Origin of the sequence: Bacillus sp. DWP3-1 (assembly GCF_049896565.1) — a bacterium.
In the GTDB taxonomy this organism is placed as follows: Bacteria; Bacillota; Bacilli; order Bacillales; family Bacillaceae; genus Bacillus.
The window spans coordinates 155099-181414 of the sequence record NZ_JAFCUN010000003.1; the positions used below are offsets into that span (position 1 = coordinate 155099).

Below are 26316 nucleotides of genomic sequence, written 5' to 3' on the forward strand. Positions count from 1 at the left end.
AAAAGGAGAGAAATAACGATGCCATACATTGTTGACGTATATGCACGCGAAGTATTAGACTCTCGCGGTAACCCAACAGTTGAAGTAGAAGTTTACACAGAATCTGGCGGCTTTGGCCGTGCATTAGTACCAAGTGGTGCTTCTACTGGTGAATATGAAGCAGTAGAACTACGTGACGGAGACAAAGACCGTTACCTTGGAAAAGGTGTTCTGACAGCTGTAAACAACGTAAATGAAATCATTGCACCAGAACTTTTAGGCTTTGATGTAACAGAACAAGTAGCGATTGACAAAATGTTAATCGAACTTGATGGAACAGAAAACAAAGGGAAATTAGGCGCAAACGCAATCCTTGGCGTATCTATCGCTGTAGCACGTGCGGCTGCTGATTTCTTACAAATTCCACTTTACCAATACCTTGGTGGATTCAACTCCAAAACGCTTCCAGTGCCGATGATGAACATCGTCAACGGCGGAGAGCATGCGGATAACAACGTAGACATTCAAGAATTCATGATTATGCCTGTAGGTGCACCGAACTTCCGTGAAGCACTTCGCATGGGCGCACAAATCTTCCATAGCCTGAAATCTGTATTAAGTGCAAAAGGCTTAAACACAGCTGTAGGTGACGAAGGCGGATTCGCTCCAAACCTTGGTTCTAACGAAGAAGCACTTCAAACAATCGTAGAAGCGATTGAAAAAGCTGGTTTCAAACCAGGTGAAGAAGTGAAACTTGCAATGGATGCTGCATCTTCTGAGTTCTACAACAAAGAAGACGGTAAATATCATTTATCAGGCGAAGGTGTTGTGAAAACATCTGCTGAAATGGTTGACTGGTATGAAGATATGGTATCGAAATACCCAATCATCTCGATCGAAGACGGCCTTGATGAAAACGACTGGGAAGGTCACAAACTATTAACTGAGCGCCTTGGCAGCAAGGTTCAGCTAGTAGGAGATGACTTATTCGTGACAAACACGAAGAAGCTTTCTGAAGGTATTAAAAATGGTGTCGGTAACTCTATCCTGATCAAAGTAAACCAAATCGGTACATTAACTGAAACATTTGATGCAATCGAAATGGCAAAACGCGCAGGATACACAGCAGTCATCTCTCACCGTTCTGGTGAAACAGAAGACAGCACAATTGCAGACATCGCTGTTGCAACAAACGCTGGACAAATCAAAACAGGTGCTCCGTCTCGTACGGACCGTGTGGCGAAATACAACCAATTACTTCGCATCGAAGATCAATTGGCTGAAACAGCACAATATCACGGCATTGCAACATTCTATAACTTGAATAAATAATGCCAGCTACGCGCTGCGTCCCGCTCTTTCATGAGAGCGGGACGCAGCGTTTTTTTTGTGTTGAGCGAAATCCGATAGCTAATTCATTTGTCTTATCCTATTTTTGTAAAAAATCCTCCTTCAGTTAGAGAAGCAGTCAAAATCCCCTCCATTTATAAGCACTAAATCATGAAAAATCGACTAAAAATATGATCTGAAATGAACTTATGCTTTCTGTAAGGGGGTGGTATCATTTTACATATATTAGGGGGTGATGAGATGCTGAATCCTTTTAGCCTTCGTTTTCCAGTAGGTGTGTATATGTATGTCCTTCACCTACTGGCGGCCTATGATGAAAGGAAGCAACGAATTCTAACTTCTAAGAACATACAGAAAAATGCATTTTGGATTTATGTCCTTGCCGCTATTTTAGGTATTGTGACAGTCGCAGCATTGATTTGGGCATGCAAGACCTTTGGAAAAGGCTCTAAATTTTTAGGCGAATTCAAGTTCTTAGGCATGTACGTGAAAATCAAATGCGGTTTCTAACAGGGATGAGAACAGATGCGAGGTCATCTGTTCCATCTGAAACAAACGGAGGAATATGATGCTGACATTACAAATACAAGAAAAAACGTATAGCCGCACCTTCTCTCTCCGCCATATACAAATGAACGTAGAGAAAGGCCGAACGATGCTTCTTTTAGGACACAATGGTGCAGGAAAGACAACAATGATCCAAGCTATGTTTGGGCTAACGCCATTTACTGGCTCTGTTTCCTTACATGGTGAACAGCTGAACCTTCAATCCTCAGCACATATTTCCCTATTGAAAAAACACGTTTCCTATATTCCTGACGAACATGCGTTGTTCGATTATTTAACACCGAGGGAATACTTTCAATTACTTCAGCTGCCAAATGAGCAAGATGTCACACGAGAAGAGACATTCACCGATTTGTTTGAGCTGAGTCCGTATATGGATCAGCCAATCGCTCAGCTGTCCCATGGCAATCAAAAAAAAACACAAATCATTTCGCAGCTTCTCAGGCCATGTGATTATTATGTGTTCGACGAGCCAACGAACGGACTTGATCCAGATATGATGATTATCTTAAAAAAGGTGCTCATGAAGCTGAGAGATCAAGGCGCTGGCATTCTGATATCAACTCATCATTTGAGCTTTGGTGATACATTATATGATCATCTCATGATCTTAAGAAATGGTGACGTCAAGTTGAATATGTCCCGCCAAGAGACGAATGAGACATTTCCTCATCAGGCACTTGAAGAGATTTATAAAGAAGTAAATCGAGATTACTATATGCAGGTGGAGAGGTTACTCAATGATTTGGACACGACACGTTCTTCATAAAATAGAATGGGGCATGCTGACAGCGAAAGGAAAGCAGCTTGGAAAAAAGTATCCTTTGCAGCTTCTCGCAGCTGCCGTTTTTCTCTTGCTGATCTATGCGATATACGTTGTCATCAGCCTGCGCTTTTACATGCAGGTAGGTGAAAGTGAGCCAGCTACGCTATACCTCCAATTTGTCAAAATGTCGCTCTTACTATTAGGGGCAGGTATTGTGTTATCCCGCAATAAATTGAAGCGCCAAGAATATCAATTCTACTTTTTAAACAGTGCGATTCAGAGTGTGCCATTTATCCTTTGCGTGTATTTCTTTCCAGTGCTCTTTTGTTTCCTCATGGCTGGACTGCTTTTTTTACCGACTATAGTAGGTCTTTTGATCACGGGTGTCACCCCATCTCTGTATTGGATCATCGTTGTCTGCATCACATGTTGCATATTGGCACTTTATACGGTCTCTTCATGGATGCTGCTGCGGATCGGTGTGAGCCATTTCGTATCAAAAACAAAAGAGCATTTGCTGCTTCAAACGATCGGCTTTGCGGCGCTTCATGTACTAATATTTCTCCTTTTTCAAAAAGCGGTGGAGATGATCCATGTATGGCCGGCTGTCTATCTGTTGTTACTTGTCATCATCCTAAGCGCTGGATGGCTATGGGTGAAGGGTTTAGCAGCTTGCTATGTTCATCAGATGTTTTTGCAGCTGAAAAAAGAGGTGAAGTCGTTTTCCTACCAGAAAATCAGAACGCACTCTTCCTTTCTGACGCATCTGCGGCAGGAATTGGTCTATTTCAGCCGATCAGCTGTTTTTAAAGAGCAAGGCATTTTGTTTCTCTTTCTCATTTGTTTGACGGTGGGGCTGCCATTTGTTTTTACCCCGGCAGAAACTGGCTGGCTGTATGCCTTTATTGTGCAGTTTGCGTTAAAGGAAATATTGATCATGCTTCCGCTGATGATTGGCAGGGAATATCATATCAATCAACGGGCCATCTTTATGTTAAATACATCAAAGGGCGCTTATTTAATGTCGAGAATGTTATTTTATTACACCATTAATCTGCTGACATATTTTGTGTATATTGGGCTTGCCTATTTGGTGATCGGTATTGAAAGTGAAGGTCATGGATTGGCGAGTTTGTCCATTTTATTGATTACCGCCATGGCGGCCTGTACAGGGTTTGTCGTGAAAATCAGTGATTTTAATAAGCTGTTTGTGATCGTGTTGATGATTGCTGTATTCAGCTTTATCGATATGCTTTTATTAGAATGGCTTTCATCTGATGTATCTCTTCTCGCCACCGCTTATCTGCTTGGTTCACTTGCCTTTTTCAGTTGTATATATGCTGCGATGTTAAAAAGGCCTGTATTGCGATGATGGGGCTTGTCATTAGTTTACTAGCGGTTGTGCTCATTCACGAACTCGGTCATATGTTGATGGTCATGGTGTGTAACAAATTCGAAAAAAGACCCCTTTTTGATTTTGTGATGATGATTGATTGGAAGCAAGTGGCGATCGTCCATGAGACATTTGCCCGGCCGAGCTTTAATCTGATGGTGGCACTTGCGGGTCCGCTGTTTCCTGTGCTCTGCTCGAGTATGCTTTTTTTAATGTGGAAGCATCCGGTGAGTCATCAGCTGCTGTTTTTTTCTTTACTGAACACTGTGATGCTGCATCCAGCTTGCCCAGACGGGAAAAATATCACAGCCAGTTTAAAAGAGATGAAGGAGAGAAAAAGATGATCAAAGTATTTCATTCGTTTTCTAGCGGCTTAACACTTGCGATGCTGTATATATTTGCTGTGTTTATGACCCCTGTCTTTTTACTGCTGCTAGAGGTCAATCATGTTGAATCAAGTCCAACACTGTTTGGTATGCCATTTTATATCATGAAAATTGAAGAGTATCAATTCAGCTCAGAGGCGACGCTTTTTGGATGTGTTGTCTGCTTTTTAGCTGGCGCTGTGCTATACTTTTTCATTCAATATGTGATTCAAGCTGTGAAAAAGCGAAGAGCATAAAAAAAGCAGGCTGAGCAAATAGTCAGTCTGCTTGAAAAGTGAGAGACAGCCGTACCATATCCATACATTGAATCCCGTTTTCATAAATCGGTTCATCATAATGCTTAAGGAAGAAATCGCGATCGATCGAAGTCAGGCGGAAGCCGCATTTTTGATAAAGTGCGAGCTGCTGAATACTCGAGTTGCCTGTGCCGATTTCAATCCTATGGAAACCAGCGGCTTTCGCTTCAGCGATCGCATGACGGATCAGCTGTTTCCCAATTCCCTTTCCTTGCCATGACTCCTTCACAGCAACATTCATGATTTCGACTGTATGCTGAGGTAGCGATGATAGCACATAAACACCAATCACATCCTCTTCATGAAAGGCGGCATAACAAGAGCCGGATTGCACATACGCGAGAACCTTTTTCTTTGAAGGATCAGCTAATAGTAAAAGATCCATAGGGAGAGATTGATCATGAGATAATGGTCGAATCTGTATCACATGTTTTCATCCTTTCTATTCTTTCATATACCCTTGTTTCACGCCCCAATCATATTGGTCCTGTACCCACCTGAGAGGGAGGGTGATGAGTGACATTCGGGTCTTTTTTGACAGTTGGTTTTCTTGTAGCCTGTGCGGTCTGCTTATTCGCTTGAGCAGTAGCTTTTGCTGCTGCCAGCTCTTTTTGAAGCTGGTCGACTTTTATCTCAAGCGCTTTACGCTGTTTGACCTCTTTTTCATAGGCTTTCTTTTCTTTTTTGAGCTTTTTTGTGACGGTGGCTATTTGCTTTTTTTGTTCATCGTTTTCATGCTTCATATCCGTTTGATCTGATTTTAACTTCGAAAGCTGCTTAGTGTTCGTTTTGCTTTCTTGCTGATGTTTTTCCTCTGCTGCTGCCAAACAATCCAGCCAGCTGCGCCTAACACCGCAACAGACAGAAGAATGATCGTAATGGTTTTTTCAAGTGTGAACCCTTTTCTTTAAACCTCTATTATCATCGGTTAAAGATAAACAGGTTTTAACATCAAAGGGAATATTCACATCAGTTTGGCAGACACTATGAAAAAAGGAGGGTGTCTGTTGATTTCCTTTATGATTCATGTTGTGGTCTCATTATTTGCTGTATCAAACCCCATTGGAAACGTGCCTCTTTTCATCACCTTAACAGAAGGCTATACAGAGAAAGAACGCGCTCAGACAGCCAAAAAAGCCATCGTGGTCTCTTTCATTATTTTGATTGCCTTTCTATTGGCAGGCAGGCTCATATTCAAATTGTTTGGGATCGATATTCATGCACTCCGCATCGCCGGAGGTATTTTTATTTTTGGTATCGCTTACAATTTGCTGAATGCAAAAGAATCACACGTCCAAAATCCTCATTCGGAGGAAAAGGCAGAAAGCAAAGAGAAGGCAGATATCTCCGTTACGCCGCTGGCAATCCCGATCATCGCTGGGCCCGGTACAATCGCTACAGTAATGAGTTTAACCCCGGGAAGTCAAGGGATGCTCCACATGTTTTCGATTCTAATCGGCATTGTCATCGTTCTTGCCATGACGTATTATGCCTTTCATTATTCCAGTTTCATTATGCGGAAAATGGGGAAAACAGAGATGAATGTTGTGACGCGTTTGATGGGATTAATTCTTGCTGTAGTGGCAGTTGAGATGATCGGCGCAGGCTTAAAAGGGATGTTTCCGATGTTTATGTCATAAGTGTATATAAAAAAGCTGTTTTTTTCTACAATGATGTAAAATAAAACAGCTTTTTTTAAGGTTTCGGCACATGCTTAAATACTTCTTCACTTTCAAAGAATTCAATTAAGCGGCTAATCCAATCATAGTAATCAAGACTTTCCTTGATTTCTGAAAGAAGCAGATTGATTTTATCCTCTGTTTCTTCAGGTAAGTCGTCCTGTTCAAGCAGCTCTTGCAATTCCTTGCACGTTTTCTTATGTGCTTTACGGTTTTTGCTGACAACTCGGGACCAATTGGCTGCAAACAATGAAATAAACGTTTGGTATTGATCTTGCTCAACTTCATAAAGATCTTTACGTATTCCTTTTTCATAAACCTTTTCCGCAATATTCAAATCGAGCATTTCTCGAACGACTTGACTCATCCTCGTTTTGCTCATGCCGGTCGCCTCTGATAGCTCTTCCAGCGTCATTGGTTTACGGTTCATGTGAATGATACCAAGCACTCTACCCACTGTAGAAGAAAGACCAAAGGCATTCATGTTCTCCGCAGCTTTTTCAATATAATGATCCTGTGCTTTTTGAATGGCGCCTAACGCTTGCTTGTCCACTCCCCGCTTCATCCCTTCACGACTGACAATTTGTAACACAATATATCATATACCTGTTTGTTGATGAAAACAATAAATATTGAGTAATTGCTAGTAATTTGAAGGAAAAAGGAGAGATCTCTAGATATTACAGCGTTAACTGAAAATTTTATATAAATCTTATGCAATACAAACACATCATAAACTTTTTATTTTATAAAGTTTGCACTATAATGAATAAGGTGTAAATTTTCTGAATATATAGATCCAACTAATTGGAGGTGTCTCATTTGCTGAAACTAGAGAATGTATCTAAGACGTATAAAGGCGGAAAAAAAGCTGTCAAAAATATTGATTTAGAAATAGCAAAAGGAGAATTTATTTGTTTTATTGGACCGAGTGGCTGTGGTAAGACAACAACCATGAAGATGATCAACCGACTCATTGAACCTTCCTCAGGAGACATTTTCATCGAGGGAGAAAATATTATGAAAAAAGATCCAGTTCAATTAAGAAGAGAAATCGGTTATGTGATTCAGCAAATTGGACTGTTCCCCCATATGACCATCGCGCAAAACATCTCACTTGTGCCGAAGCTCTTAAAATGGCCGGAAGAAAAACGGAAGGAACGAGCTCGCGAACTGCTGAAGCTCGTCGACATGGGCCCGGAATTTTTAGAGCGCTATCCTCATGAACTCAGTGGAGGACAGCAGCAGCGCATCGGAGTTCTTCGCGCACTGGCAGCAGAACCCCCTCTGATCCTCATGGATGAACCATTTGGAGCACTTGATCCAATTACACGAGATACATTGCAGGAAGAATTTAAGAAACTGCAAAAAACGTTAAATAAAACCATCGTATTCGTCACACATGACATGGATGAAGCCATTAAACTCGCTGACCGAATTGTGATTTTAAAAGATGGGGAGATTGTCCAAGTAGGCACACCTGAAGATATTTTGCGTAACCCAGCTAACGAGTTCGTAGAAGAATTCATCGGAAAAGAGCGCCTGCTTCAATCAAATCCGAATATGGAACGTGTAGAACAAATGATGAACACGTCACCAGTCACCATTACAGTCGAACAAACGTTGACTGATGCTATCTACATCATGAGAGAAAAGCGTGTCGATTCTTTGCTTGTAGTAGATGAACATCATGTGCTAAAAGGCTATATCGATATTGAAACAATCGATGCGAACCGCAGAAAAGCGGCTTTCGTTGGTGAGATCTTAAATACAGAGTTCTATACTGTACAAGAAGGCGCACTTCTAAGAGACACCGTTCGGAAAATCTTAATACGCGGTATTAAATATGTACCGGTTGTGGATGCCAAAGGGCATTTAAAAGGCATTGTAACACGGGCAAGTCTTGTAGATGTTGTGTACGACTCTATTTGGGGAGACGATACGCCGGCGTCTGCCATTGAAATGAACTAAGGGAGGTGGACACATGGATCAAATCATCGATTTTCTAGAGAAAAATGGTGGGGAACTCCTCACAAAAATGTGGGAGCATTTATATATTTCCTTAATTGCCGTCGTGCTAGGAATTATCGTTGCCGTTCCTTTAGGCGTCGTTCTCACACGAATGAAACGAGGCGCAGGTTTTGTCATCGGTGTCGTGAATATCTTTCAAACACTCCCTAGTTTAGCGATTCTTGCATTTTTTATTCCTATTTTGGGGGTGGGGAAAATACCTGCAATCGTTGCGCTCTTTTTCTATTCGGTATTGCCTATTTTGAGAAATACGTATGCCGGCGTCCAAGGTGTAAACAAAAACTTGCTTGAATCCGGTAAAGGGATCGGTATGACCACATGGGAGCAAATTCGTCTTGTTGAGCTCCCGCTTGCTGTACCGATCATTATGGCAGGCGTCCGAACGTCAACGATTTATTTAATCGGCTGGACAACACTTGCTGCTTTTATCGGTGGGGGAGGTCTTGGTGACTACATTTTAATTGGACTTCAGTTATATCAGCCGGAATACATTATTGCGGGTGCCATCCCAGTCACTATTTTAGCGGTCATCATTGACTTTACATTGATGAAGCTGGAGAAAAAAGTAACACCAGAAGGCTTAAAAGGATTGAAGGAAGTTTCATAAGGAGTTGGCTTATGTGAAGAATCGAAAAACAAGATGGATCAGTGCACTGCTTGCCGGATGCTTGCTATTGATAAGCGGCTGTTCACTTCCTGGACTAGCCGGCTCCTCAGGCAATACGCTGCGAATTGGAGCACAAAACTTTACCGAATCAGAAATTATGGCCTACATGGTTAGCGATATCATCGAACATTACACAGATAAAAAGACAACCATTGTGAAAAACCTAGGCTCTAATACCGTACAGCAGAAAGCAATGGAAAACGGAGATATCGACATTTCTGCCACAAGGTATACAGGGACAGATTTGACAAGTACGCTTGGAATGGATGCGGAAAAAGACCCGGAGCGTGCGATGGAGATCGTCCAAAAAGAATTTAAGAAACGCTATGATTACAAATGGTTTGATTCCTATGGCTTTGATAATACGTATGCCTTTGCCGTGACGCAAAAGATGGCGAAGGAAAACAAGTTAGAAACCGTCTCTGACTTGAAAAAGAATGCGAAAAATTACCGGTTCGGTGTCGATAATATTTGGCTCAAAAAGAAAGGCGACGGTTACGAAGGATTCGTGAAAACATACGGAATTGAATTTGGAAGCACGTATCCAATGCAGATTGGTTTAGTCTATGATGCATTAAAAAATGAAAAAATGGATATTGTGCTTGCCTATTCAACAGATGGACGAATTAAAGCCTATGACCTCAAAATTTTAAAAGATGATAAGCGGTTTTTCCCGCCATATGATGCATCGCCAGTTGTCCCGGAAAAAGTCCTAAAAGAGAACCCAGGGCTTGATAAGGTGATCAACAGGCTGATCGGAAAAATCGATACAGAGCAAATGCAAGAGCTTAACTATCAAGTCGACGGGGAGCTTCAAGAACCAGCCACCGTTGCGAAAAATTTCCTAAAAAAGCACAATTACTTTGAGTAAGATGGGGAGGTGTCACGGCTGATGGACACACTGCAGCAATTATGGACGTATTATCAGCAGAACGGTTCATATGTGTTAGAAGAATTTTATCGGCATTTTCTCATGTCAGCGTATGGGGTGCTGTTTGCGGCGATTGTCGGAATTCCAGTAGGCATCTTTGTGGCGCATTACCGTAAGCTGAGCAATTGGATCTTCGCCATTACCAATGTTATACAAACCATACCGGCGTTAGCGATGCTTTCCGTGCTGATGCTTGTATTAGGACTTGGCGCAAATACAGTCATCTTATCACTCTTTTTGTATTCGCTTCTGCCGATCATCCGCAACACGTATACAGGGATTGTCAGCATTGAACATGCTTATTTAGAATCGGGTAAAGCGATGGGCATGACGAAATGGCAAGTGCTGAGAATGGTTGAATTACCGCTTGCTTTATCGGTCATTATGGCTGGTTTAAGAACCGCCCTTGTCATCGCCATCGGCATTACAGCGATTGGGACATTTGTTGGTGCGGGAGGTCTAGGTGATATCATCATCAGAGGATCAAACGCCACAAACGGAACAGCCATCATTTTAGCAGGTGCTATTCCAACTGCGCTCATGGCCATTATCGCTGACCTAGTCATGGGCTGGCTCGAACGCTATTTAAGCCCAACGAACAAGAAAAAAGAAAGAAAAGCATTAGCTGCAAAAAACATCACATCTGCTTAAGCGGTTAAAAAGACAAAACCTCCCTTACATCTGTAAGGGAGGTTGTTTTATGATGATCAGGCGGGTTCACATGCAGGTATTTTATGATTCAAGCGTGATCCATTCAGAGGACCACTTCGAAATTTCCTCAAAAACGGGTGCAAGGGAACGCCCCATATCAGTTAAAGAATACTCAATGCGCACGGGTGTTTCAGCAAAAACCTCCCGTTTTACAATGCCTGCTGCTTCCAGCTCTTTTAATCTCTCAGATAATACTCTTCCGCTTAAATTTGTCAGAGCGGCCTCCATTTCACTAAAGCGCTGCGGACCTGAGAGAAGCTGAAAAACAATCAGTGCGACCCAGCGTTTACTCAATAACTCAACTGCTTTTTCAAACCGCGGGCACATGTCAGATTGATTCATCTTTCTTCACTCCAATCTGAACTCATTATACCGTAAATCTGTCATAAATCAGCTCGAAAAGCTTGTCAATGCTCAAAACATTCTATGATGACGAACGGCTGTTTAACATAAATAACAGATAGCGGTTAAGATCCTCTATTTCTTTTTTCGAAAGAGTTGACCAAATATCTCCATCAAATATTTCGAGATCACCAAGTTCATATTGCGCTGCAGCTTCCTTTATTTTGGATAATGCTATTTCCTCTTCCTTCAACTGATGGACAGAAGAGGCTTCCTCAATATAGCCCGCAGCCTGCATCATTTCCTCATAAGGGACCTTTAATGCACCGGCTAGTTTTTTAATCGTAGGAGGCTTTGGAATACCGCGTTTCCCGTTTTCAATACGAGAAATACCAGCAGCGCTGACCTCTGAATACATCGCTAATTGGTTCACTGACAGCTTCTTTTCCTCACGTAATGCTCTTAAATATGCACCAAAGTTCATCAAGGCAAAACCTCACATGGTTATAGATTAGATATGTCTATTTTACCTGATTTGTTGACTATTGGCAACAAGTATACCATGAAAATATTGACATTAGTTAATAGTGGATGTACATTAGGTTTATGCCCCGCTATTTGTTCGCCTTTTTTTGGTTGATGAGCGTGAGAAAGTATTCATTCAGCTGGCTGATGTCTTGTGCGGAGAGCCTTTCCCATTTGTCCCCATCAAAAATGGGAAGATGTTCTACATCCTTTTGAAGCGCCGTTTGATAGATTTTCAACATGGATTCATATTTTGGTTTCATTTCATGAACTTGCTCCTGTTCAATATGACCGGCAAGCAGCATTAAATCCTCATAAGGCACCTTCAAGGCATGTGCTAATTTTTTGATAGTCAAAGGTTTTGGCACACCGCGCTTTCCATTTTCAATACGAGAAATTCCAGCAGCGCTTACACCTGAATACATGGCGAGTTGATTGACAGACATTTTTCTATTTTCTCTTAAAATGCGTAATTGTTCACCAAAGTGATTCATGACATCGAACCTCACATTTCAGTATATGACTTATTTTAGTATGATCATTGACCAAAGGAAATAGCAGAGGGGTAAAAGTGTTGACTTAAGTTAATGGTCTGTTTCAAGTGAGCACCTGCACGTTGTACATATTGATTCCATAGGAGGTTGTAATGATGGTCGAAAAGATTCAGATCAGGCGGGCTTTTGTCATGCAGTATATGATCGAAAACGATATGTCTTTAAATCAGCTCGCTGATGAAATTGGCATTTCTCCTGCCACACTCAGCAGGGTATTAAATGGTCATCGGAAACCAGGCCAGCTTGTCATTGGCAAAATGATTCATTACTTTGATAAAAAATTTGAAGATCTATTTTACTATGAAGATATTGACAAAAGTCAATGAATGAAATGATCAAGGAGGCAATGTCGTTGAAAAGAACTGGGATGGTCAGACATATTGATTCACTAGGCAGAATTGTTCTGCCTTCAGAAATGCGCAAGGTACTCAATATTAAAGAAGAGCAGCTGTTAGAAATTTTCATTGAAGATCAAACCATTATGCTAAAAAAATATGATGCAGATAAGAGCTGCCTGTTAACTGGACAAGTGACGAAGTACAACAAAAGCTATGGAAATGGGAAAGTGATGCTGAGTCCTGAAGGAGCTGAACGTTTGTTAGTAGAATTAAAACAGCTATTGAAAGAAGAAGCAACCCGTTAAAAACGTGTTTTTAACCGAAAATTGCATATAAAAAATGCTGCATACTACTCTTTGGAATGAAATTGAATCAAAATAACGAATAAAGTCGACAATATAGAGGGAATCTTTATTTTGATGTTTCGTGACATGCACCTTGTTTTCATGTAAAATAAAGTTATGTGTACCAGTTTGTCTGGAGGTGTTTTCATGCACGCATTTGTTATCACATTACTCGTAATTGTCAGTATCGCACTTATCATCGTTGTATTGTTACAATCAAGTAAAAGTGCTGGACTGTCAGGCGCTATTTCAGGTGGAGCCGAGCAGCTTTTCGGTAAGCAAAAAGCGAGAGGCCTTGACTTGATACTTCACCGATTAACGGTTATTTTGTCAGTGCTTTTCTTCATCTTAACACTTGCATTGGCATATCTAGGCGTGTAAGGCGCGAGTAACAGAAGGTCTGATCTTTTTTCAGACCTTTTTTTATTATCAGCACTCTTTTGTGTTTGTTTCATACATACAAGTGGAAAATATAAACCATATCAGAAGGAAAGGAAGTCACATCATGAAAGTTGTTACACCGAAACCATTTACGTTTAAAGGTGGAGAAAAGGCGGTGCTTCTTCTTCACGGTTTTACTGGGAATACAGCCGATGTTCGAATGCTAGGCCGTTATTTGAACGAAAGAGGGTATACATGCCATGCACCTCAATATAAAGGCCACGGTGTGCCGCCAGAAGAGCTTGTCCAATCTGGCCCGGCTGACTGGTGGAAAGATGTAGAAGAGGGCTATCAATTCTTAAAAGATGAAGGCTATGAGGAAATTGCGGTTTGCGGACTATCCCTCGGAGGAGTTTTTTCATTGAAATTAGGTTACACTGTACCTGTAAAGGGAATTGTACCTATGTGTGCACCTATGTACATAAAAAGTGAAGAAGTCATGTACCAGGGTGTACTAGAATATGCCCGTAACTATAAGAAATTCGAGGGTAAGTCAGAGGAGCAGATTGAACAGGAAATGGAAGAGTTCAAGAAAACGCCAATGGGTACACTGAGGAGCCTGCAAGAACTGATTGCAGATGTCAGAAACAATGTCGACATGATTTATTCACCTACTTTTGTTGTTCAGGCACGTCATGATCATATGATTAATACAGACAGTGCGAATATCATTTATAACGAAGTAGAGACAGATCAAAAGCATTTGAAATGGTATGAAGAATCAGGTCATGTGATCACGCTTGATAAAGAGCGCGAGAAGGTTCATCAGGATGTATATGCATTCTTAGAATCACTTAATTGGTCAATTTAAATATATAGGGGGTTAGAGTGTGCAAAAAGAAGAATTTATGGATGAATTACTCGCTTTTATGAAAGATGAAGCTTATAAACCGTTAACCGTTCAAGAGCTGGAAGTGATGATGGAGATTACCAATCCTGATGATTATAAAGAGCTCGTCAAAGCACTTGTGATGCTGGAAGATCAAGGACTCATCGTTCGCACGCGCAGCGATCGCTACGGTGTACCAGAAAAAATGAACTTGGTAAAAGGAAAGCTGTCTGCTCATGCAAAAGGCTTTGCATTTGTGACACCAGAAGAGTTTGGACAGGATGATATTTTCATTCCGCCTAATGAGCTAGGCACAGCGATGAATGGTGATACGGTCATGGTTCGTGTCAGCCACAAATCAAACGGCACAAAAAAAGAAGGAACTGTCATCCGAATTCTGGAGCGTAATACTCAGACGGTTGTCGGTACCTACACAGAAACGAAAAGCTTTGGCTTTGTCATTCCTGATGATAAAAAAATCACAACCGATATCTTCATCCCGAAATCCGCTAAAAATGGAGCGGTCGAAGGGCATAAAGTGGTCGTGACGCTGACAAGCTACCCAGAAGGAAGAATGAGTGCAGAGGGCGAAGTGACTGAAATCCTCGGTCATAAAAATGACCCTGGCATTGATATTTTATCGATCATTCATAAACACGGCCTGCCAGGTGAGTTCCCAGAAGAAGCGCTTCAGCAGGCAGTAGACACACCTGAAACGATTGATCAAAAAGACCTGGAAGGCAGACGTGACTTGCGCAACGAAACGATTGTAACAATTGACGGAGCAGATGCGAAGGACTTAGATGATGCCGTTACGGTGCAAAAGCTGGATGATGGCAAATATAAGCTAGGGGTGCATATTGCAGATGTCTCTCATTATGTCACAGAGAACTCCCCGATTGATCAGGAAGCTTATGAGCGTGGAACGAGTGTGTATCTCGTAGACCGCGTCATTCCGATGATCCCGCACCGCCTGTCAAACGGTATTTGCTCATTGAATCCGAAGGTCGATCGTCTCACCCTGTCTTGTGAAATGGTCATCGATCGAAATGGGAAGGTCGTCAAACATGAGATTTTCCAAAGTGTGATCAAAACGACGGAAAGAATGACCTATTCTGATGTGAATAAGATTTTAGTCGACCAAGACGAAGAGCTTTTAGACAAATATGAGCCGCTTGTGCCAATGTTCCAAGAGATGGAGAAGCTTGCAGAGATTCTTCGCGACAAACGAATGGAGCGCGGGGCAGTAGACTTTGACTTCAAGGAAGCAAAAGTGCTTGTAGATGATGAAGGAGCGGCGAAAGACGTTGTCGTTCGTGAGCGATCTGTCGCAGAGAAATTAATTGAAGAATTCATGCTTGTTGCAAACGAAACGGTTGCAGAGCATTTCCACTGGTTGAATGTACCTTTCATATATCGAATTCACGAAGAACCAAATCCTGAGAAGCTTCAGCGCTTTTTAGAGTTCGTGACAACGTTTGGTTACATTGTGAAAGGAACGTCGACAAACATCCACCCGCGTGCCCTTCAAAGTGTACTTGATGCTGTGAGGGATCAACCAGAAGAAGTTGTGATACAAACCGTGATGCTTCGTTCGATGAAACAGGCGAAGTATGATCCAGAAAGCATCGGCCATTTTGGGTTATCAACGGAATTCTATACGCACTTTACATCACCGATCCGCCGTTATCCGGATTTAATCGTGCATAGACTGATCAGAACCTATTTGATTCAGAAAAAGACAGACGAAGCAACCTTAGAAAAGTGGGGCCAGCTGCTGCCTGAAATTGCAGATCATGCGTCTACTATGGAGCGCCGTTCAGTCGATGCAGAGCGTGAAACAGATGACCTCAAGAAGGCAGAATTTATGCTTGATAAAATCGGTGAAGAGTTTGATGGCATGATTAGTTCCGTGACGAACTTTGGGCTATTTGTTGAACTGCCGAATACAATTGAAGGTCTTGTCCATGTCAGCTACATGACAGACGACTATTATCGTTTTGATGAACAGCATTTTGCCATGATCGGTGAGCGCACAGGAAATGTATATCGCATCGGTGACGAAATCACTGTCAAAGTGGTTAGTGTTAATAAAGATGAGCACTCCATTGATTTTGAAATCGTTGGCATGAAAGGCACCCGCCGTAAATCGCCAAAAGATTTTAAGTTCAAAAAACGGACAGATTCACCAGCGAAAAAAGGACGCGGAGGTCAAAATGCCTCTGGGGATAAACCAAAGGAAGATAAAGGCGGAAGTGACTGGTTCACAGGCAGTAAGAAGAAAAAAAAGAAAAAACGCGTATTTGATAACGCGCCAAAACAAAAGCGCAAAAAGAAAAAGTAACGTGCCAAAAAGCAAATAGGGCGTCACGCTCTATTTGCTTTTTGACCATATGGCGTGAGCATTGTCGAAAGCTGGATTGTTTGATAAAATAATCCGTACGATTTGGACCGTGTTTGTGTCAAAAGGAGGGTGTACGCCAATGCCAAAGGGAGAGGGAAAGGTTGTTTCCCAAAACAAAAAAGCAAATCATGACTATTTTATAGAAGAAACGTATGAAGCCGGCCTTGTGTTACAAGGAACTGAAATCAAATCGATTCGTGCAGGAAAAGTGAATTTAAAAGATTCCTTTGCCAAAATCGAGCGAGGAGAAGTGTTTCTTCACAACATGCACGTGAGCCCATACGAGCAGGGGAACCGTTATAACCATGATCCGCTGAGAACGAGAAAGCTGCTGCTTCATCGCAAGCAAATCAGTAAATTGATTGGTGCGACAAAGGAAGAGGGCTACTCACTCGTGCCTCTGAAACTCTATTTAAAAAATGGCTTTGCCAAAGTGCTGATCGGAATTGGTAAAGGGAAAAAGAAATATGATAAACGTGACGATCTGAAGAAAAAAGATGCAAAACGCGAAATCGAGCGTGCTTTCCGTGATCGCCAAAAGCAATTCTAGATTCATGCAGATGTCTTGCTGAGAGCGGAAGCATTATGCTACAATATGTTATGCAGTAAACAATCATTGCTTTTCTTACAGAAACCACCAGTTGTTTCAAGCGAAGAGATTGTTATAATAGTTATATACGGAAGCAGTTAAGCTGAACGTTTCCATCCCGTATATCCCTTTTACAAGGGGACGTTACGGATTCGACAGGGATGGTTCGAGCTTAGGCTGCGAGCCGAGAGGCGATCTCGTTAACACGCACTTAAATGTAACTGGCAAAACTAAAAGTTTTAACCAAAACTTAGCACTAGCTGCCTAATAAGTGCAGCGAGCTCTTCCTGACATCGCCTATGTGTCTGTGAGGAGCCCAATGAAGTAGGCTACGCTTACGTTTCCGTCTGAGGACGTAAGAAGAGATCCATCAGACTAGCTCTCCAAGCGCCCGTCAGCAGGCATGCGGATGAGTGAACACGAAATATGTTGACTACGCTCGTAGACGCTTAAGTAATCGATGTCTCTGGACGTGGGTTCGACTCCCACCGTCTCCATCAAAACTTTTAGAATGCAGTCGGGTATCAAGGGTTTGAAAGCCCTTGATACGGGTTTGGCATCATTTTAGAAGTTCCAAAACTCTATCATTATTTTTAAAAGGCGCTATTTTTTGAGCGTCTTTTTTTATGCCCTTTAATAGATCCATCACTTGATTTGACAGACTTTGTGAAGCGTATGTCGGAGCAGAATCTAATGGTGCAGTTTATAGAGGAGCAAAAAATGATAAATATTTAATTACTTCACTAAAAACATCCTTAATCATTGTGGTGTATTGAGATTCCTTAATTGTTCAGGGCTTTATGTTGGTCGCTCAATTAATGGTTTGCACAATGCAGCTCTCTTAAAGCCTCCTTAATAGATTAATTTGTCACTCAAACATTGAGCACTTTAATTATGTATAATATGATATCTTTATTGCCAAATAGAAATTTTATTTAACAAAATGTATGTTTATGGATCTTATTAGATTTAAGGTTTGGCCAAGAAACATCATTATTCTATAAGTTGAGGTGAAAGAGATGTCAGTCATTATATCAACAGACGATTTAGAGCATGTTTGTCCTAATTGTAATGGGACAAGTCATATTTCTATTAAGAACGAAGAAAAAATATGCCCAAAATGTGATGGGAAAGGTGTTATCCTAACTGCTTTAGGCCAAACATTACTTCATTTTATGAAGAAGCATATACGCAATTAATTCAAAGAGATTCTGTACAAAGACAAGAACAAAGTTGAACCAACTGTTTGTTTAATAATGGAATATTGTTCAAGTCTCTTTTTATAGTTTACCCTGCGGAAACAGGTAAATGGTATTTTTTGTTAATTATTCTGTTGAGATAAGCATTTTTCTGTTTACCTTTTTTTAGACAGAAAAACAAGATTATTAACTGCGTTTTTTGAAAATTTAAACAGGGTAAATACATAAAAAAGAAAATAATTTTTAGGAGGACGAAATGTTAGAAGTAAAAAACATACCGAAAATAGAAGAATGTTTCGAAAGTTCTATCAATCCTTATGTTAAAAAAGTACATGAAGACACAGTTAATTGGGCTAAAATTAATAATTTAATGAATGATTCAAACATAAAAAGATATGAAAGACAAAAAATTTCATACTTGGCAGGACGTTCTCAACCTTATGACTCTTACGACAGTGTAAGATTGTCTTCTGATTATCTTTTATTGTTTTGTATATTGGATGATTATAGCGACAATTTGAACAATCAAAAGTTATATGATATATATTCTAAAAAGATAATTGAAATTCTTAATGAAAGAGCATTTTATGATGATGATACTTTTTTATATGCGTGGCATGATTGGTGGAAACGTCTTAGTATAGGAATGCCTGATGAATGGAAAAAAAGAATTATTCAAAGTATTCAAAATTGTTTTAATTCTATTAAATGGGAAATTAAAAATGAAAAAGAAAAGTGCATACCAACTCTAGAAGAGTACGTCAATCATAGGATGCATAGTGGAAGTGTTTTTGTCTGTTTTGATCTAATAGAAAGAGGAGGTAGAAGTTTTATTCCTGCTTCTAGTCGTAGTATTTTACTGAGAGATTTAATTAACTCTATCAATAAAATAGTAAATTGGACAAATGATTTATTATCTTTTAAAAAAGAATTTGAGAATGATGAAATTCATAATTTGGTTATCATTCTGCAAAAACAAGAAAATTGTTCAATAGAGACAGCTTTAGATAGAGCAAAGGAAATGTTAAACATAGAAATTAATACATTCATTGAACTTAAAAATAAAGTCTTTATCAGTAATGAGCCTTTTGATAGTGGTATGATTAAATTCATATCTAGGTTGGAGAATGGTGTTCGAGGACATTATGAATGGAGTATGAAGACTAAAAGGTTCTAATTTATTATTCTTAAATGATAACTGCTACCCTTATAGTGCTATTAAATAAAAATATATACTGTATATTTATGATGACTATTACCCCTCATTATATATGTGGCTCCGCTTTATAAAAAGAGGTTATATTATGTTTAATATGAGGGAGGTTTTGTACGACTAATATATGAAAACGTTTTAGAACCAATGCTTCATGATAAGGAACAGGGTCGTGGATATTTATTGATGTTGTTTGCATTTCTTTAAGTTGGGGTGAATCGGTTTAAAAGAACGTGGCCTCTACCACTAGATCAATTGGCATAGCATAGAATATTGATGTTTTTAGGTTTGAGCATCAATGACCCCGTTCCTTATCAATTGGCATCGCCTTACTCGATTTAAAGATACAACGATTTTCCAGGACATTTTCAATGAAATTATTCTTCAAGCCATTAATCGGAATAATCTAGCAATACAAAATCGGCTTTGTGTTGAGAAGGATTTCTAGAGTGGAATATGAGAACAACACCTTGCTTTAACGAGAAATTTCTCTATTATAAAATGGATGGAATTAAGAAGAAAATAAGACTGACGAGATTTTCTCGGAAAACTTAAAGATGCCGATAGCCAGCATCTTTTTTTAATGTATTGGTCAACTTATGTTCCCCGAAACAACTGTAAAAATCGAATTAACAAAGGACAAACAACTATAATAGCAATAATGAGTAAGAGCTGATTAGATAAGAGTTCCACAAACGTTGTTTGAATCACATAAACTGCAATCAGTAGTAAATAACTCACCAAAAATATCAACCCAGAACTTCTCTTCTCAAATGGCTTCTCTAAGAGAATCAGCATAAATAGCCCCGCCATAATAATCAAAAAAGTCATATACTTTGTAAGCCTCCTCGTCATTGATCCCCGATTTCCACATTGTACAGATATTTCACCTACCGCAACATACTTCTCCCTCAAATTAAGCAAAAAGTAGTGAAAATATAAGGGATCACGAACAGATAACGACCGAAACTTTACAAAAAACCTCCAACCAAATCAAATTCACACCTTCCCATTTGCGACGTCCTCATATATAGTAAGATTAGACTAGTTCTAAATAACTGAAATTGGGGCGTTTACATGGATTCGATTGTTTTACATTTTATTGTGATCATGAGTGTTTCTGGCATTCTGTCCGTGATATTATCAATCATTGCTCATGCGAACCGCCGCCGGTATATTGGCTGTCAATTGTTTATGTACATGTCTGGAGCAACTGCGATTTATATCTTTGGGCACACGTTTGAATTATTGGCAAGTACACCTGGACAGATCATGTTCTGGGTTTGTTTTCAATACATAGGTCTTCCGTTCATCGCACCATTCAGTCTGATGATTGTGCTGCAATTTACGGGATTCCATCAATATTTCACAAAGCGCCGCGTGCTTCTCATCTTACTGATTCCAACTCTCACCACCATTATGGTGTTCACCAACTCTTTTCATTCACTCTTTTATCGTAGCATCACGATGAATCCAGTAGACGGTTTTTTATTGGCTGATTTTACGATTGGCTATTGGTATATCATTCATGGCGTCTATACATTTGGCTGTTCGATGCTCGCTATTTTTATGCTGGTTTGGTTTTTACGTGTCACAAAAAAAGAATATTTAAAGCAGATCCTCATTTTGCTAGTGGGAATGTTACTGCCAATCACGACATCTTTTATCTATTTATTAGGCGTTACGCCTCTTCATATTGACCCGGTCCCTGTGGTGATGTTTTTAACCAATGCACTCTACTTATGGGCGATTATGTCGTTCCAGCTCTTTAAGCTCTCTCCCATTGCAATGGAGCGTGTGTTTGAGCATATGTCTGAAGGGGTTCTCATTTTAGATCGATACCGGACACTCATAGATTACAACCCCGCTGCTGCATCGATCATTCCAGCACTTTCTAATAAAAAGGGCATTGGCTATAAAATTGACGATATTTTCTCAGGGATCATCAAAGATACCGCGTTCATTCAGTGGCTGCGTTCTCCGCAGGATCATTCGCAATATGATTTAATGTGGAAAAAGGAAGAAGATCAGTCCAGCTATTATCACCTGACCGCTTCATCGTTATTTAATAGAAGAGGAGAGATCGAGGGCAGGCAAATTGTGATCAGTGATGTAACAGAGCAGCGTTTGCTGCAGGAAGAGCTGGAGCGTCGTGCGTATATTGATGGGTTGACGAATATCTTCAATCGTTCTTCTTTTATTGAACGAACGCAGATGATCTTGGAAGAGGATGCGCAGGATACGGCGATCTTGCTGTTTGATATTGATTTCTTTAAACAAATCAATGACACGCATGGACATCATATTGGAGACGAGGCGCTGCGTCATGTTGTCACCATTTGTCAGCAGCATTTACAGATGGACGATTTATTCGGACGATATGGCGGAGAAGAGTTTGCTATTTGTCTGCCGCATCATTCATTTGAAGAGGCATGTCATATTGCGGAGCGAATGAGACATTCGTTTGAGACGAGTTTCTTTGAGACTGATGAGGAAAAAGTGCGAGTGACAGCGAGCTTTGGAATCGCTCATACAGCTTATGATCCAAATGTATTAGAAACTCTTCTATTTGAAGCGGACCAAGCCTTGTATATGTCAAAACGCCAAGGGCGCAACCGGATTTATGCGTCAACTGGAGCGGACTATATGCTGTATGAAGAGCATGATCTACCGCCAGCTTCTCATTGACTGTTGTCCTGACATTCGATATGATAAACATAACATTTGAACGGTTTCCTAAAGGGGAGTAGCTTTTACGGTTTGGTCGTCATTACAGAAACTCACGTTGTTTCTCGGCCATTCCGGCATGAACATGTTAGCCAGACCTTTGCCTATCACACATGAGGCAAAGGTCTGGCTTTTTTAAGGTCTTATTGCATCTGTGTGATGGGGGAGCGGGACAAATGATGTTTTCAATACCGCAGATGAAAGGATGATCGATCTTGAAAAAATATGTGATCTCTTTGTTATTTTCGGGCACGCTTGTATTAAGTGGATGCTCCGGTTTGCTTGACCAAGTAAGTGATACAACGACATATGTCACAGAGGCAAATGAGTATGTGACGGACATTCAGCAATTTACGGAGGACTTTCCACAGCTCGCAGAAGAAGCTGTAAAAAACGCCGCCAAAAAAGCAGAATTAACCCAGCAGCTTGAATCATTGAAAGCAGACATTCAAGAATTTAATGAACTGACAGCACCAAAAATAGCAGAAGACCTGCATGTGCAGATCATTGAAAAAAATAAGGTGCTGTCAGAGGAAATTCAAACGTATTTACAGCAATTGAAAGCGGACAACATCGACGTTGCTGCTATGCTTGAGGACCAGCAAGGGTTGATCAAGCAGCTTCAGCAGTCCGTCAATCTATTGCAGGACATTGAACAATTAACAAACTAAGGCAAACACTAGAGAGTGTGTTCAGCATATCTTTGCCTTTTCCGGTGAAGATATGCTTTAATTTAAATAAAAACAAGTCTTATTAGAAAAAAGGTGATTACATGACAGAACATGAAGAAAGACATATGGCTTCGCCTAGAGCCGAGAAGGATAAAGATCAATTGATCAATCGGTTGAAACGAGTGGAAGGACAAGTGCGCGGGATTCAGCAAATGATTGAAAACGATCGTTACTGTATAGATGTTGTCAATCAAATCTCCGCTGTCAATGCGGCTTTGAAAAAAGTTAGTCTTCAATTGATGGAAAAGCATACACATCACTGCGTAGCGGATGCCATTAAGAGCGGCAACGGGGATGAAGCCATTGAAGAGTTAATGAACGTCTTTACGAAACTGGCAAAATCGTAGCACATTAAGAATTATTTATGTTTACATCGATACCCTACTAGGGTATAGTAAGTTGTAGTAAATGATTGAAGGAGGCGATGAGAAGTGGAACAAGCAACACTTCAAGTGCAGGGCATGTCTTGTGGACATTGCGTGAAAGCAGTCGAAGGAAATGTAGGAGAATTAACAGGTGTTGAATCGGTGAAAGTCCATTTAGACAAGGGACAGGTGGATGTTTCATTTCATCCTGATCAAGTCACGTTACACCGAATCTCTGATGTGATTGAAGAACAGGGATATGATGTCGTATAAATGATATACGTGCTGCATGTGTCAGCGCGTATTTTTTTCAAAAAAAGATACCCCTATGGAGTATGTGGAGAGGTGAGATCAATGAAAAAGGAAATCGACTTTCAAATTACGGGGATGACCTGTGCTGCCTGTGCAGGCCGCATCGAAAAGGGATTGAACAGGCTGGAAGGTGTGGAGGATGCCAATGTGAATTTGGCGCTGGAAACATCTCATATTGTGTATGAAACAGAACAACTAACACCAGATGATCTGAAGCAAAAAATTCAATCCTTTGGCTACGGTGTGGTGATGGAGCAAGCAGAGTTTGATATAGAGGGAATGACGTGTGCGGCTTGTGCCAACCGAATCGAGAAAAAAATTAACCGGATGGATGGTGTTGATCACGGATCTGTGAACTTTGCGCTTGAGACACTTCAGGTCACGTATCACCCTGGCCAAACGTCTACAAGTGATATAAAGGAGGCGGTTCAGTCCATTGGATATTCTTTAATTGAACCAGCTGCAGACGAAGCAGAAGAAGGAAAGAAAGATCATCGCCAAGCAGCAATAGAGAAGCAGACGGCACGCTTTTTATTTTCAATGATCCTGTCACTGCCGCTTCTTTGGGCAATGGTCAGCCATTTTTCCTTCACGTCTTTTATTTGGCTGCCAGAAGCGTTCATGAATCCATGGGTTCAGCTGGCTTTAGCAGCGCCGGTTCAGTTCATTGTCGGCTGGCCCTTCTATGTAGGAGCATATAAAGCTTTACGTAATAAAAGTGCCAACATGGATGTTCTTGTCGCACTTGGGACATCAGCGGCGTTTTTCTATAGTTTATACGAAAGCATTCAGTCAGCGGTTCAAGGCACACGTGAGGCAGCCCTCTATTATGAAACAAGTGCTGTGCTTATTACGTTGATCGTGCTCGGAAAATTAATGGAAGCAAGAGCAAAAGGGAGATCATCAGAAGCGATTCAAAAGCTGATGGGCCTACAAGCGAAAGAAGCGGTCATCGAGCGAGATGGAAAAGAGATGACCGTGCCTATTTCCGAAGTAAAAGTGAATGATCTTGTGTTTGTCAAACCGGGTGAGAAAGTGCCGGTAGATGGAGAGATCGTGGAGGGAACAACCGCAATTGATGAGTCCATGATTACGGGAGAAAGTCTGCCTGTTGATAAAACGGCTGGTGATGCGGTCATCGGGGCAACCATCAATAAAAATGGGTTTGTGAAAGTGAAAGCGACAAAGGTTGGGAAAGAGACCGCCCTTTCACAGATTATCAGAGTCGTAGAACAAGCACAGGGCTCAAAAGCACCGATTCAAAGGATGGCAGATCAAATATCAGGGATATTTGTTCCTATCGTTGTAGGAATTGCTGTGCTCACGTTCCTGATATGGTTTTTCCTTATTGACCCAGGAAATGTGACGTCAGCCCTTGAAACGTTTATCGCAGTCATCGTCATCGCATGTCCGTGTGCGCTCGGTCTTGCCACACCAACCTCTATAATGGCTGGCAGCGGCCGTGCAGCTGAATCAGGCATTTTGTTTAAAGGCGGGGAGCATTTAGAAGTGACCCAATCACTTGACACGGTGGTTTTAGATAAAACAGGGACTGTGACAAAAGGGGAGCCGAGTCTGACAGATGTGATGGTATCTGACAATTGGACAGAAGATACGCTGCTTCAGCTAGCAGGATCGGCAGAACAGCAGTCGGAACACCCGCTTGCCAGAGCGATCACAGACGGAATGAAGGAACAAGGTCTTGAAGCGGTCGAGATCGAAGCCTTCCAAGCAGACCCAGGCCATGGAATTGAAGCAAAGGCCGCAGGACACAAGCTTTTGATTGGAACGCGTAAGCTATTACAGAAACATCATATCCCATATGATCAAGTCGAAGCATCCGTCACACTACTGGAGCAGCAAGGGAAAACAGCTATGCTTGTCGCGATTGACGGCGAAGTCGCCGGCATTGTCGCAGTGGCAGATACGATCAAATCATCCTCACCTCAAGCTATCAAGCGTCTGAAAGAGCAAGGGATTCACGTTGTGATGATGACAGGTGATAACAAGCTGACGGCAGACGCGATTGCGAAACAGGCGGGCATTGATCATGTCATTGCGGAAGTCCTGCCTGAGGAAAAGGCTGCTCACATTGCGGCGCTTCAGGAACAAGGAAAGAAAGTCGCCATGGTCGGAGATGGCATCAATGATGCCCCGGCTCTTGCGACAGCGAATATTGGGATGGCAGTTGGAACAGGGACAGATGTTGCCATGGAAGCAGCAGATATCACGCTCATGACAGGAGACCTCCATGCCATTGCAGATGCGCTTGAATTTAGTAAAAAAACAATGAGAAACATCAAGCAAAATCTATTTTGGGCGCTTGCTTATAACTGCATTGGGATACCGATAGCTGCTTTTGGTCTTCTTGCGCCATGGCTTGCAGGAGCAGCAATGGCCTTTAGCTCCGTGTCGGTTGTATTGAATGCGCTCAGATTGCAGCGTTTGAAACCGGTTAGAGAGGGAGTGGCACAATGAAGCTGAATGTCAAATGGATTTGGACGATTAGTGCATTGTTCTATGTTGCTCTTGTTCTTATTGGATATGCTATGTATGATGAATTTTATCCAAAGCAAGAACCGCCAAGTGAACATATGCAAGATCATTGAGACTTCGCCAAAAGCGAAGTCTTTTTTTAACAATTTTG

At 41.1% G+C, this 26316-nt stretch carries 31 protein-coding genes and 1 other RNA gene; 26 read left to right on the top strand and 6 right to left on the bottom strand.

The annotated features are described in order from the left end of the window. Window positions 1-18 precede the first annotated feature (18 nt). The 6 genes from eno (at window position 19) to ACP7A0_RS08445 (ending at window position 4677) form a co-directional block, all read left to right on the top strand. Window positions 19-1311 carry a phosphopyruvate hydratase gene (eno, locus tag ACP7A0_RS08420; protein ID WP_003212752.1) on the top strand — a complete coding sequence of 431 codons (1293 nt, stop codon included), beginning with the start codon at window positions 19-21 and terminating at the stop codon, window positions 1309-1311. 258 nt (window positions 1312-1569) lie between these two features. Then, a complete protein-coding gene (locus ACP7A0_RS08425) occupies window positions 1570-1839 on the top strand; it encodes a hypothetical protein (RefSeq protein WP_060597324.1) in 270 nt (89 codons plus the stop codon). Between the two features lie 58 nt (window positions 1840-1897). Then, window positions 1898-2665, top strand: a complete 768-nt coding sequence (locus tag ACP7A0_RS08430) for an ATP-binding cassette domain-containing protein (RefSeq protein WP_426004836.1) — start codon at window positions 1898-1900, stop codon at window positions 2663-2665. Continuing rightward, window positions 2637-4034 (top strand): hypothetical protein, encoded by a 1398-nt coding sequence (locus ACP7A0_RS08435; RefSeq protein ID WP_066030360.1) that lies wholly within the window; start codon window positions 2637-2639, stop codon window positions 4032-4034. Before ACP7A0_RS08430 ends, ACP7A0_RS08435 begins: the two co-directional genes overlap by 29 nt. Beyond that, entirely contained in the window at window positions 4031-4399 is a 369-nt protein-coding gene (locus ACP7A0_RS08440; protein ID WP_066030361.1) for a hypothetical protein, read from the top strand. The genes ACP7A0_RS08435 and ACP7A0_RS08440 overlap by 4 nt, the downstream gene beginning before the upstream one ends. Then, entirely contained in the window at window positions 4396-4677 is a 282-nt protein-coding gene (locus tag ACP7A0_RS08445) for a hypothetical protein (RefSeq protein ID WP_066030362.1), read from the top strand. Before ACP7A0_RS08440 ends, ACP7A0_RS08445 begins: the two co-directional genes overlap by 4 nt. A gap of 22 nt (window positions 4678-4699) precedes the next feature. On the opposite strand, the gene ACP7A0_RS08450 is transcribed toward ACP7A0_RS08445, so the two are convergent. Together ACP7A0_RS08450 and ACP7A0_RS08455 are read right to left on the bottom strand one after the other, a co-directional pair. After that, on the bottom strand, window positions 4700-5164 hold the full coding sequence (locus ACP7A0_RS08450) for a GNAT family N-acetyltransferase (protein ID WP_081311373.1): 465 nt from the start codon (window positions 5162-5164) through the stop codon (window positions 4700-4702). Between the two features lie 49 nt (window positions 5165-5213). Next, a complete protein-coding gene (locus tag ACP7A0_RS08455; RefSeq protein ID WP_223250421.1) occupies window positions 5214-5564 on the bottom strand; it encodes a hypothetical protein in 351 nt (116 codons plus the stop codon). 180 nt (window positions 5565-5744) lie between these two features. Here ACP7A0_RS08455 and ACP7A0_RS08460 point away from each other — a divergent pair, with 180 nt between their 5' ends. Further along, window positions 5745-6377 carry a MarC family protein gene (locus tag ACP7A0_RS08460; RefSeq protein WP_106048208.1) on the top strand — a complete coding sequence of 211 codons (633 nt, stop codon included), beginning with the start codon at window positions 5745-5747 and terminating at the stop codon, window positions 6375-6377. A gap of 55 nt (window positions 6378-6432) precedes the next feature. Here the strand turns inward: ACP7A0_RS08460 and ACP7A0_RS08465 are convergent, their stop codons facing one another. After that, a complete protein-coding gene (locus tag ACP7A0_RS08465; RefSeq protein ID WP_034660700.1) occupies window positions 6433-6969 on the bottom strand; it encodes a GbsR/MarR family transcriptional regulator in 537 nt (178 codons plus the stop codon). Window positions 6970-7238: 269 nt separating this feature from the next. On the opposite strand from ACP7A0_RS08465, the gene ACP7A0_RS08470 reads away from it, so the two are divergent. Genes ACP7A0_RS08470 through ACP7A0_RS08485 form a run of 4 tightly spaced genes read left to right on the top strand, consistent with a single transcriptional unit; the run spans window position 7239 to window position 10696 of the window. Continuing rightward, window positions 7239-8387, top strand: a complete 1149-nt coding sequence (locus tag ACP7A0_RS08470; RefSeq protein ID WP_426004840.1) for a betaine/proline/choline family ABC transporter ATP-binding protein — start codon at window positions 7239-7241, stop codon at window positions 8385-8387. A 13-nt stretch (window positions 8388-8400) separates the two neighbouring features. Further along, window positions 8401-9054, top strand: coding sequence for an ABC transporter permease (locus tag ACP7A0_RS08475; RefSeq protein ID WP_003213477.1), 654 nt, complete (start codon window positions 8401-8403; stop codon window positions 9052-9054). A 13-nt stretch (window positions 9055-9067) separates the two neighbouring features. Beyond that, window positions 9068-9985 (top strand): osmoprotectant ABC transporter substrate-binding protein, encoded by a 918-nt coding sequence (locus ACP7A0_RS08480; RefSeq protein ID WP_034660015.1) that lies wholly within the window; start codon window positions 9068-9070, stop codon window positions 9983-9985. Window positions 9986-10006: 21 nt separating this feature from the next. Beyond that, window positions 10007-10696: an ABC transporter permease gene (locus ACP7A0_RS08485; RefSeq protein WP_034660014.1), complete on the top strand. Its 690-nt coding sequence runs from the start codon at window positions 10007-10009 to the stop codon at window positions 10694-10696. An 81-nt stretch (window positions 10697-10777) separates the two neighbouring features. On the opposite strand, the gene ACP7A0_RS08490 is transcribed toward ACP7A0_RS08485, so the two are convergent. The 3 genes from ACP7A0_RS08490 to ACP7A0_RS08500 form a co-directional block, all read right to left on the bottom strand. Continuing rightward, on the bottom strand, window positions 10778-11098 hold the full coding sequence (locus tag ACP7A0_RS08490; RefSeq protein ID WP_375566349.1) for a winged helix-turn-helix transcriptional regulator: 321 nt from the start codon (window positions 11096-11098) through the stop codon (window positions 10778-10780). Between the two features lie 82 nt (window positions 11099-11180). Continuing rightward, window positions 11181-11582, bottom strand: a complete 402-nt coding sequence (locus ACP7A0_RS08495) for a helix-turn-helix domain-containing protein (protein WP_106036510.1) — start codon at window positions 11580-11582, stop codon at window positions 11181-11183. Between the two features lie 130 nt (window positions 11583-11712). After that, the gene (locus ACP7A0_RS08500) at window positions 11713-12117 is read right to left on the bottom strand and encodes a helix-turn-helix domain-containing protein (protein WP_034660010.1); all 405 of its coding nucleotides are present in this window, start codon (window positions 12115-12117) and stop codon (window positions 11713-11715) included. A gap of 152 nt (window positions 12118-12269) precedes the next feature. Here ACP7A0_RS08500 and ACP7A0_RS08505 point away from each other — a divergent pair, with 152 nt between their 5' ends. The 15 genes from ACP7A0_RS08505 to ACP7A0_RS08575 all read left to right on the top strand — a co-directional run bounded on the left by ACP7A0_RS08505 (window position 12270) and on the right by ACP7A0_RS08575 (window position 26278). Next, a complete protein-coding gene (locus ACP7A0_RS08505) occupies window positions 12270-12503 on the top strand; it encodes a helix-turn-helix domain-containing protein (protein ID WP_024426059.1) in 234 nt (77 codons plus the stop codon). A gap of 26 nt (window positions 12504-12529) precedes the next feature. After that, on the top strand, window positions 12530-12820 hold the full coding sequence (locus tag ACP7A0_RS08510) for an AbrB/MazE/SpoVT family DNA-binding domain-containing protein (RefSeq protein ID WP_003213714.1): 291 nt from the start codon (window positions 12530-12532) through the stop codon (window positions 12818-12820). Window positions 12821-13006: 186 nt separating this feature from the next. Continuing rightward, a complete protein-coding gene (secG, locus tag ACP7A0_RS08515) occupies window positions 13007-13240 on the top strand; it encodes a preprotein translocase subunit SecG (RefSeq protein WP_003212746.1) in 234 nt (77 codons plus the stop codon). 124 nt (window positions 13241-13364) lie between these two features. Beyond that, the gene (locus ACP7A0_RS08520; RefSeq protein WP_034660008.1) at window positions 13365-14111 is read left to right on the top strand and encodes an alpha/beta hydrolase; all 747 of its coding nucleotides are present in this window, start codon (window positions 13365-13367) and stop codon (window positions 14109-14111) included. Between the two features lie 19 nt (window positions 14112-14130). Beyond that, a complete protein-coding gene (rnr, locus tag ACP7A0_RS08525; RefSeq protein WP_095285776.1) occupies window positions 14131-16473 on the top strand; it encodes a ribonuclease R in 2343 nt (780 codons plus the stop codon). 139 nt (window positions 16474-16612) lie between these two features. After that, window positions 16613-17083, top strand: coding sequence for an SsrA-binding protein SmpB (gene smpB / locus ACP7A0_RS08530; protein WP_060597311.1), 471 nt, complete (start codon window positions 16613-16615; stop codon window positions 17081-17083). A 176-nt stretch (window positions 17084-17259) separates the two neighbouring features. Next, window positions 17260-17622, top strand: a transfer-messenger RNA (tmRNA) gene (gene ssrA, locus ACP7A0_RS08535). A gap of 519 nt (window positions 17623-18141) precedes the next feature. Continuing rightward, on the top strand, window positions 18142-18321 hold the full coding sequence (locus ACP7A0_RS08540) for a tryptophan RNA-binding attenuation protein (RefSeq protein WP_080869546.1): 180 nt from the start codon (window positions 18142-18144) through the stop codon (window positions 18319-18321). A 256-nt stretch (window positions 18322-18577) separates the two neighbouring features. After that, complete coding sequence (locus tag ACP7A0_RS08545; RefSeq protein WP_034660005.1) at window positions 18578-19498, top strand: terpene synthase family protein; 921 nt, start codon at window positions 18578-18580, stop codon at window positions 19496-19498. Window positions 19499-20611: 1113 nt separating this feature from the next. Further along, window positions 20612-22222: a histidine kinase N-terminal 7TM domain-containing diguanylate cyclase gene (locus ACP7A0_RS08550; protein WP_034660002.1), complete on the top strand. Its 1611-nt coding sequence runs from the start codon at window positions 20612-20614 to the stop codon at window positions 22220-22222. A 254-nt stretch (window positions 22223-22476) separates the two neighbouring features. Next, window positions 22477-22932, top strand: coding sequence for a DUF6376 family protein (locus ACP7A0_RS08555; protein WP_034660001.1), 456 nt, complete (start codon window positions 22477-22479; stop codon window positions 22930-22932). Between the two features lie 101 nt (window positions 22933-23033). Beyond that, complete coding sequence (locus ACP7A0_RS08560; RefSeq protein WP_034659999.1) at window positions 23034-23339, top strand: metal-sensing transcriptional repressor; 306 nt, start codon at window positions 23034-23036, stop codon at window positions 23337-23339. 84 nt (window positions 23340-23423) lie between these two features. Next, window positions 23424-23630, top strand: coding sequence for a copper chaperone CopZ (gene copZ / locus ACP7A0_RS08565; RefSeq protein ID WP_095285778.1), 207 nt, complete (start codon window positions 23424-23426; stop codon window positions 23628-23630). An 81-nt stretch (window positions 23631-23711) separates the two neighbouring features. Continuing rightward, a complete protein-coding gene (locus tag ACP7A0_RS08570; RefSeq protein ID WP_034659996.1) occupies window positions 23712-26147 on the top strand; it encodes a heavy metal translocating P-type ATPase in 2436 nt (811 codons plus the stop codon). After that, complete coding sequence (locus ACP7A0_RS08575; RefSeq protein WP_262417031.1) at window positions 26144-26278, top strand: hypothetical protein; 135 nt, start codon at window positions 26144-26146, stop codon at window positions 26276-26278. Before ACP7A0_RS08570 ends, ACP7A0_RS08575 begins: the two co-directional genes overlap by 4 nt. The last annotated feature ends 38 nt before the right edge of the window (window positions 26279-26316 follow it).

Excerpts from the sequence above, each read along its gene's own strand:
- ACP7A0_RS08545 (WP_034660005.1), top strand. The coding sequence starts at position 18,578 with ATGTTAGAAGTAAAAAACATACCGAAAATAGAAGAATGTTTCGAAAGT.
- ACP7A0_RS08485 (WP_034660014.1), top strand. The coding sequence starts at position 10,007 with ATGGACACACTGCAGCAATTATGGACGTATTATCAGCAGAACGGTTCA.
- ACP7A0_RS08445 (WP_066030362.1), top strand. The coding sequence starts at position 4,396 with ATGATCAAAGTATTTCATTCGTTTTCTAGCGGCTTAACACTTGCGATG.
- ACP7A0_RS08495 (WP_106036510.1), bottom strand. The coding sequence starts at position 11,582 with ATGAACTTTGGTGCATATTTAAGAGCATTACGTGAGGAAAAGAAGCTG.
- secG (WP_003212746.1), top strand. The coding sequence starts at position 13,007 with ATGCACGCATTTGTTATCACATTACTCGTAATTGTCAGTATCGCACTT.
- eno (WP_003212752.1), top strand. The coding sequence starts at position 19 with ATGCCATACATTGTTGACGTATATGCACGCGAAGTATTAGACTCTCGC.
- ACP7A0_RS08575 (WP_262417031.1), top strand. The coding sequence starts at position 26,144 with ATGAAGCTGAATGTCAAATGGATTTGGACGATTAGTGCATTGTTCTAT.
- ACP7A0_RS08430 (WP_426004836.1), top strand. The coding sequence starts at position 1,898 with ATGCTGACATTACAAATACAAGAAAAAACGTATAGCCGCACCTTCTCT.
- smpB (WP_060597311.1), top strand. The coding sequence starts at position 16,613 with ATGCCAAAGGGAGAGGGAAAGGTTGTTTCCCAAAACAAAAAAGCAAAT.
- ACP7A0_RS08570 (WP_034659996.1), top strand. The coding sequence starts at position 23,712 with ATGAAAAAGGAAATCGACTTTCAAATTACGGGGATGACCTGTGCTGCC.
- ACP7A0_RS08540 (WP_080869546.1), top strand. The coding sequence starts at position 18,142 with ATGTCAGTCATTATATCAACAGACGATTTAGAGCATGTTTGTCCTAAT.
- ACP7A0_RS08425 (WP_060597324.1), top strand. The coding sequence starts at position 1,570 with ATGCTGAATCCTTTTAGCCTTCGTTTTCCAGTAGGTGTGTATATGTAT.
- ACP7A0_RS08500 (WP_034660010.1), bottom strand. The coding sequence starts at position 12,117 with ATGAATCACTTTGGTGAACAATTACGCATTTTAAGAGAAAATAGAAAA.
- ACP7A0_RS08560 (WP_034659999.1), top strand. The coding sequence starts at position 23,034 with ATGACAGAACATGAAGAAAGACATATGGCTTCGCCTAGAGCCGAGAAG.
- ACP7A0_RS08505 (WP_024426059.1), top strand. The coding sequence starts at position 12,270 with ATGATGGTCGAAAAGATTCAGATCAGGCGGGCTTTTGTCATGCAGTAT.
- ACP7A0_RS08435 (WP_066030360.1), top strand. The coding sequence starts at position 2,637 with ATGATTTGGACACGACACGTTCTTCATAAAATAGAATGGGGCATGCTG.
- ACP7A0_RS08490 (WP_375566349.1), bottom strand. The coding sequence starts at position 11,098 with ATGAATCAATCTGACATGTGCCCGCGGTTTGAAAAAGCAGTTGAGTTA.
- ACP7A0_RS08440 (WP_066030361.1), top strand. The coding sequence starts at position 4,031 with ATGATGGGGCTTGTCATTAGTTTACTAGCGGTTGTGCTCATTCACGAA.
- ACP7A0_RS08475 (WP_003213477.1), top strand. The coding sequence starts at position 8,401 with ATGGATCAAATCATCGATTTTCTAGAGAAAAATGGTGGGGAACTCCTC.
- ACP7A0_RS08520 (WP_034660008.1), top strand. The coding sequence starts at position 13,365 with ATGAAAGTTGTTACACCGAAACCATTTACGTTTAAAGGTGGAGAAAAG.
- ACP7A0_RS08550 (WP_034660002.1), top strand. The coding sequence starts at position 20,612 with ATGGATTCGATTGTTTTACATTTTATTGTGATCATGAGTGTTTCTGGC.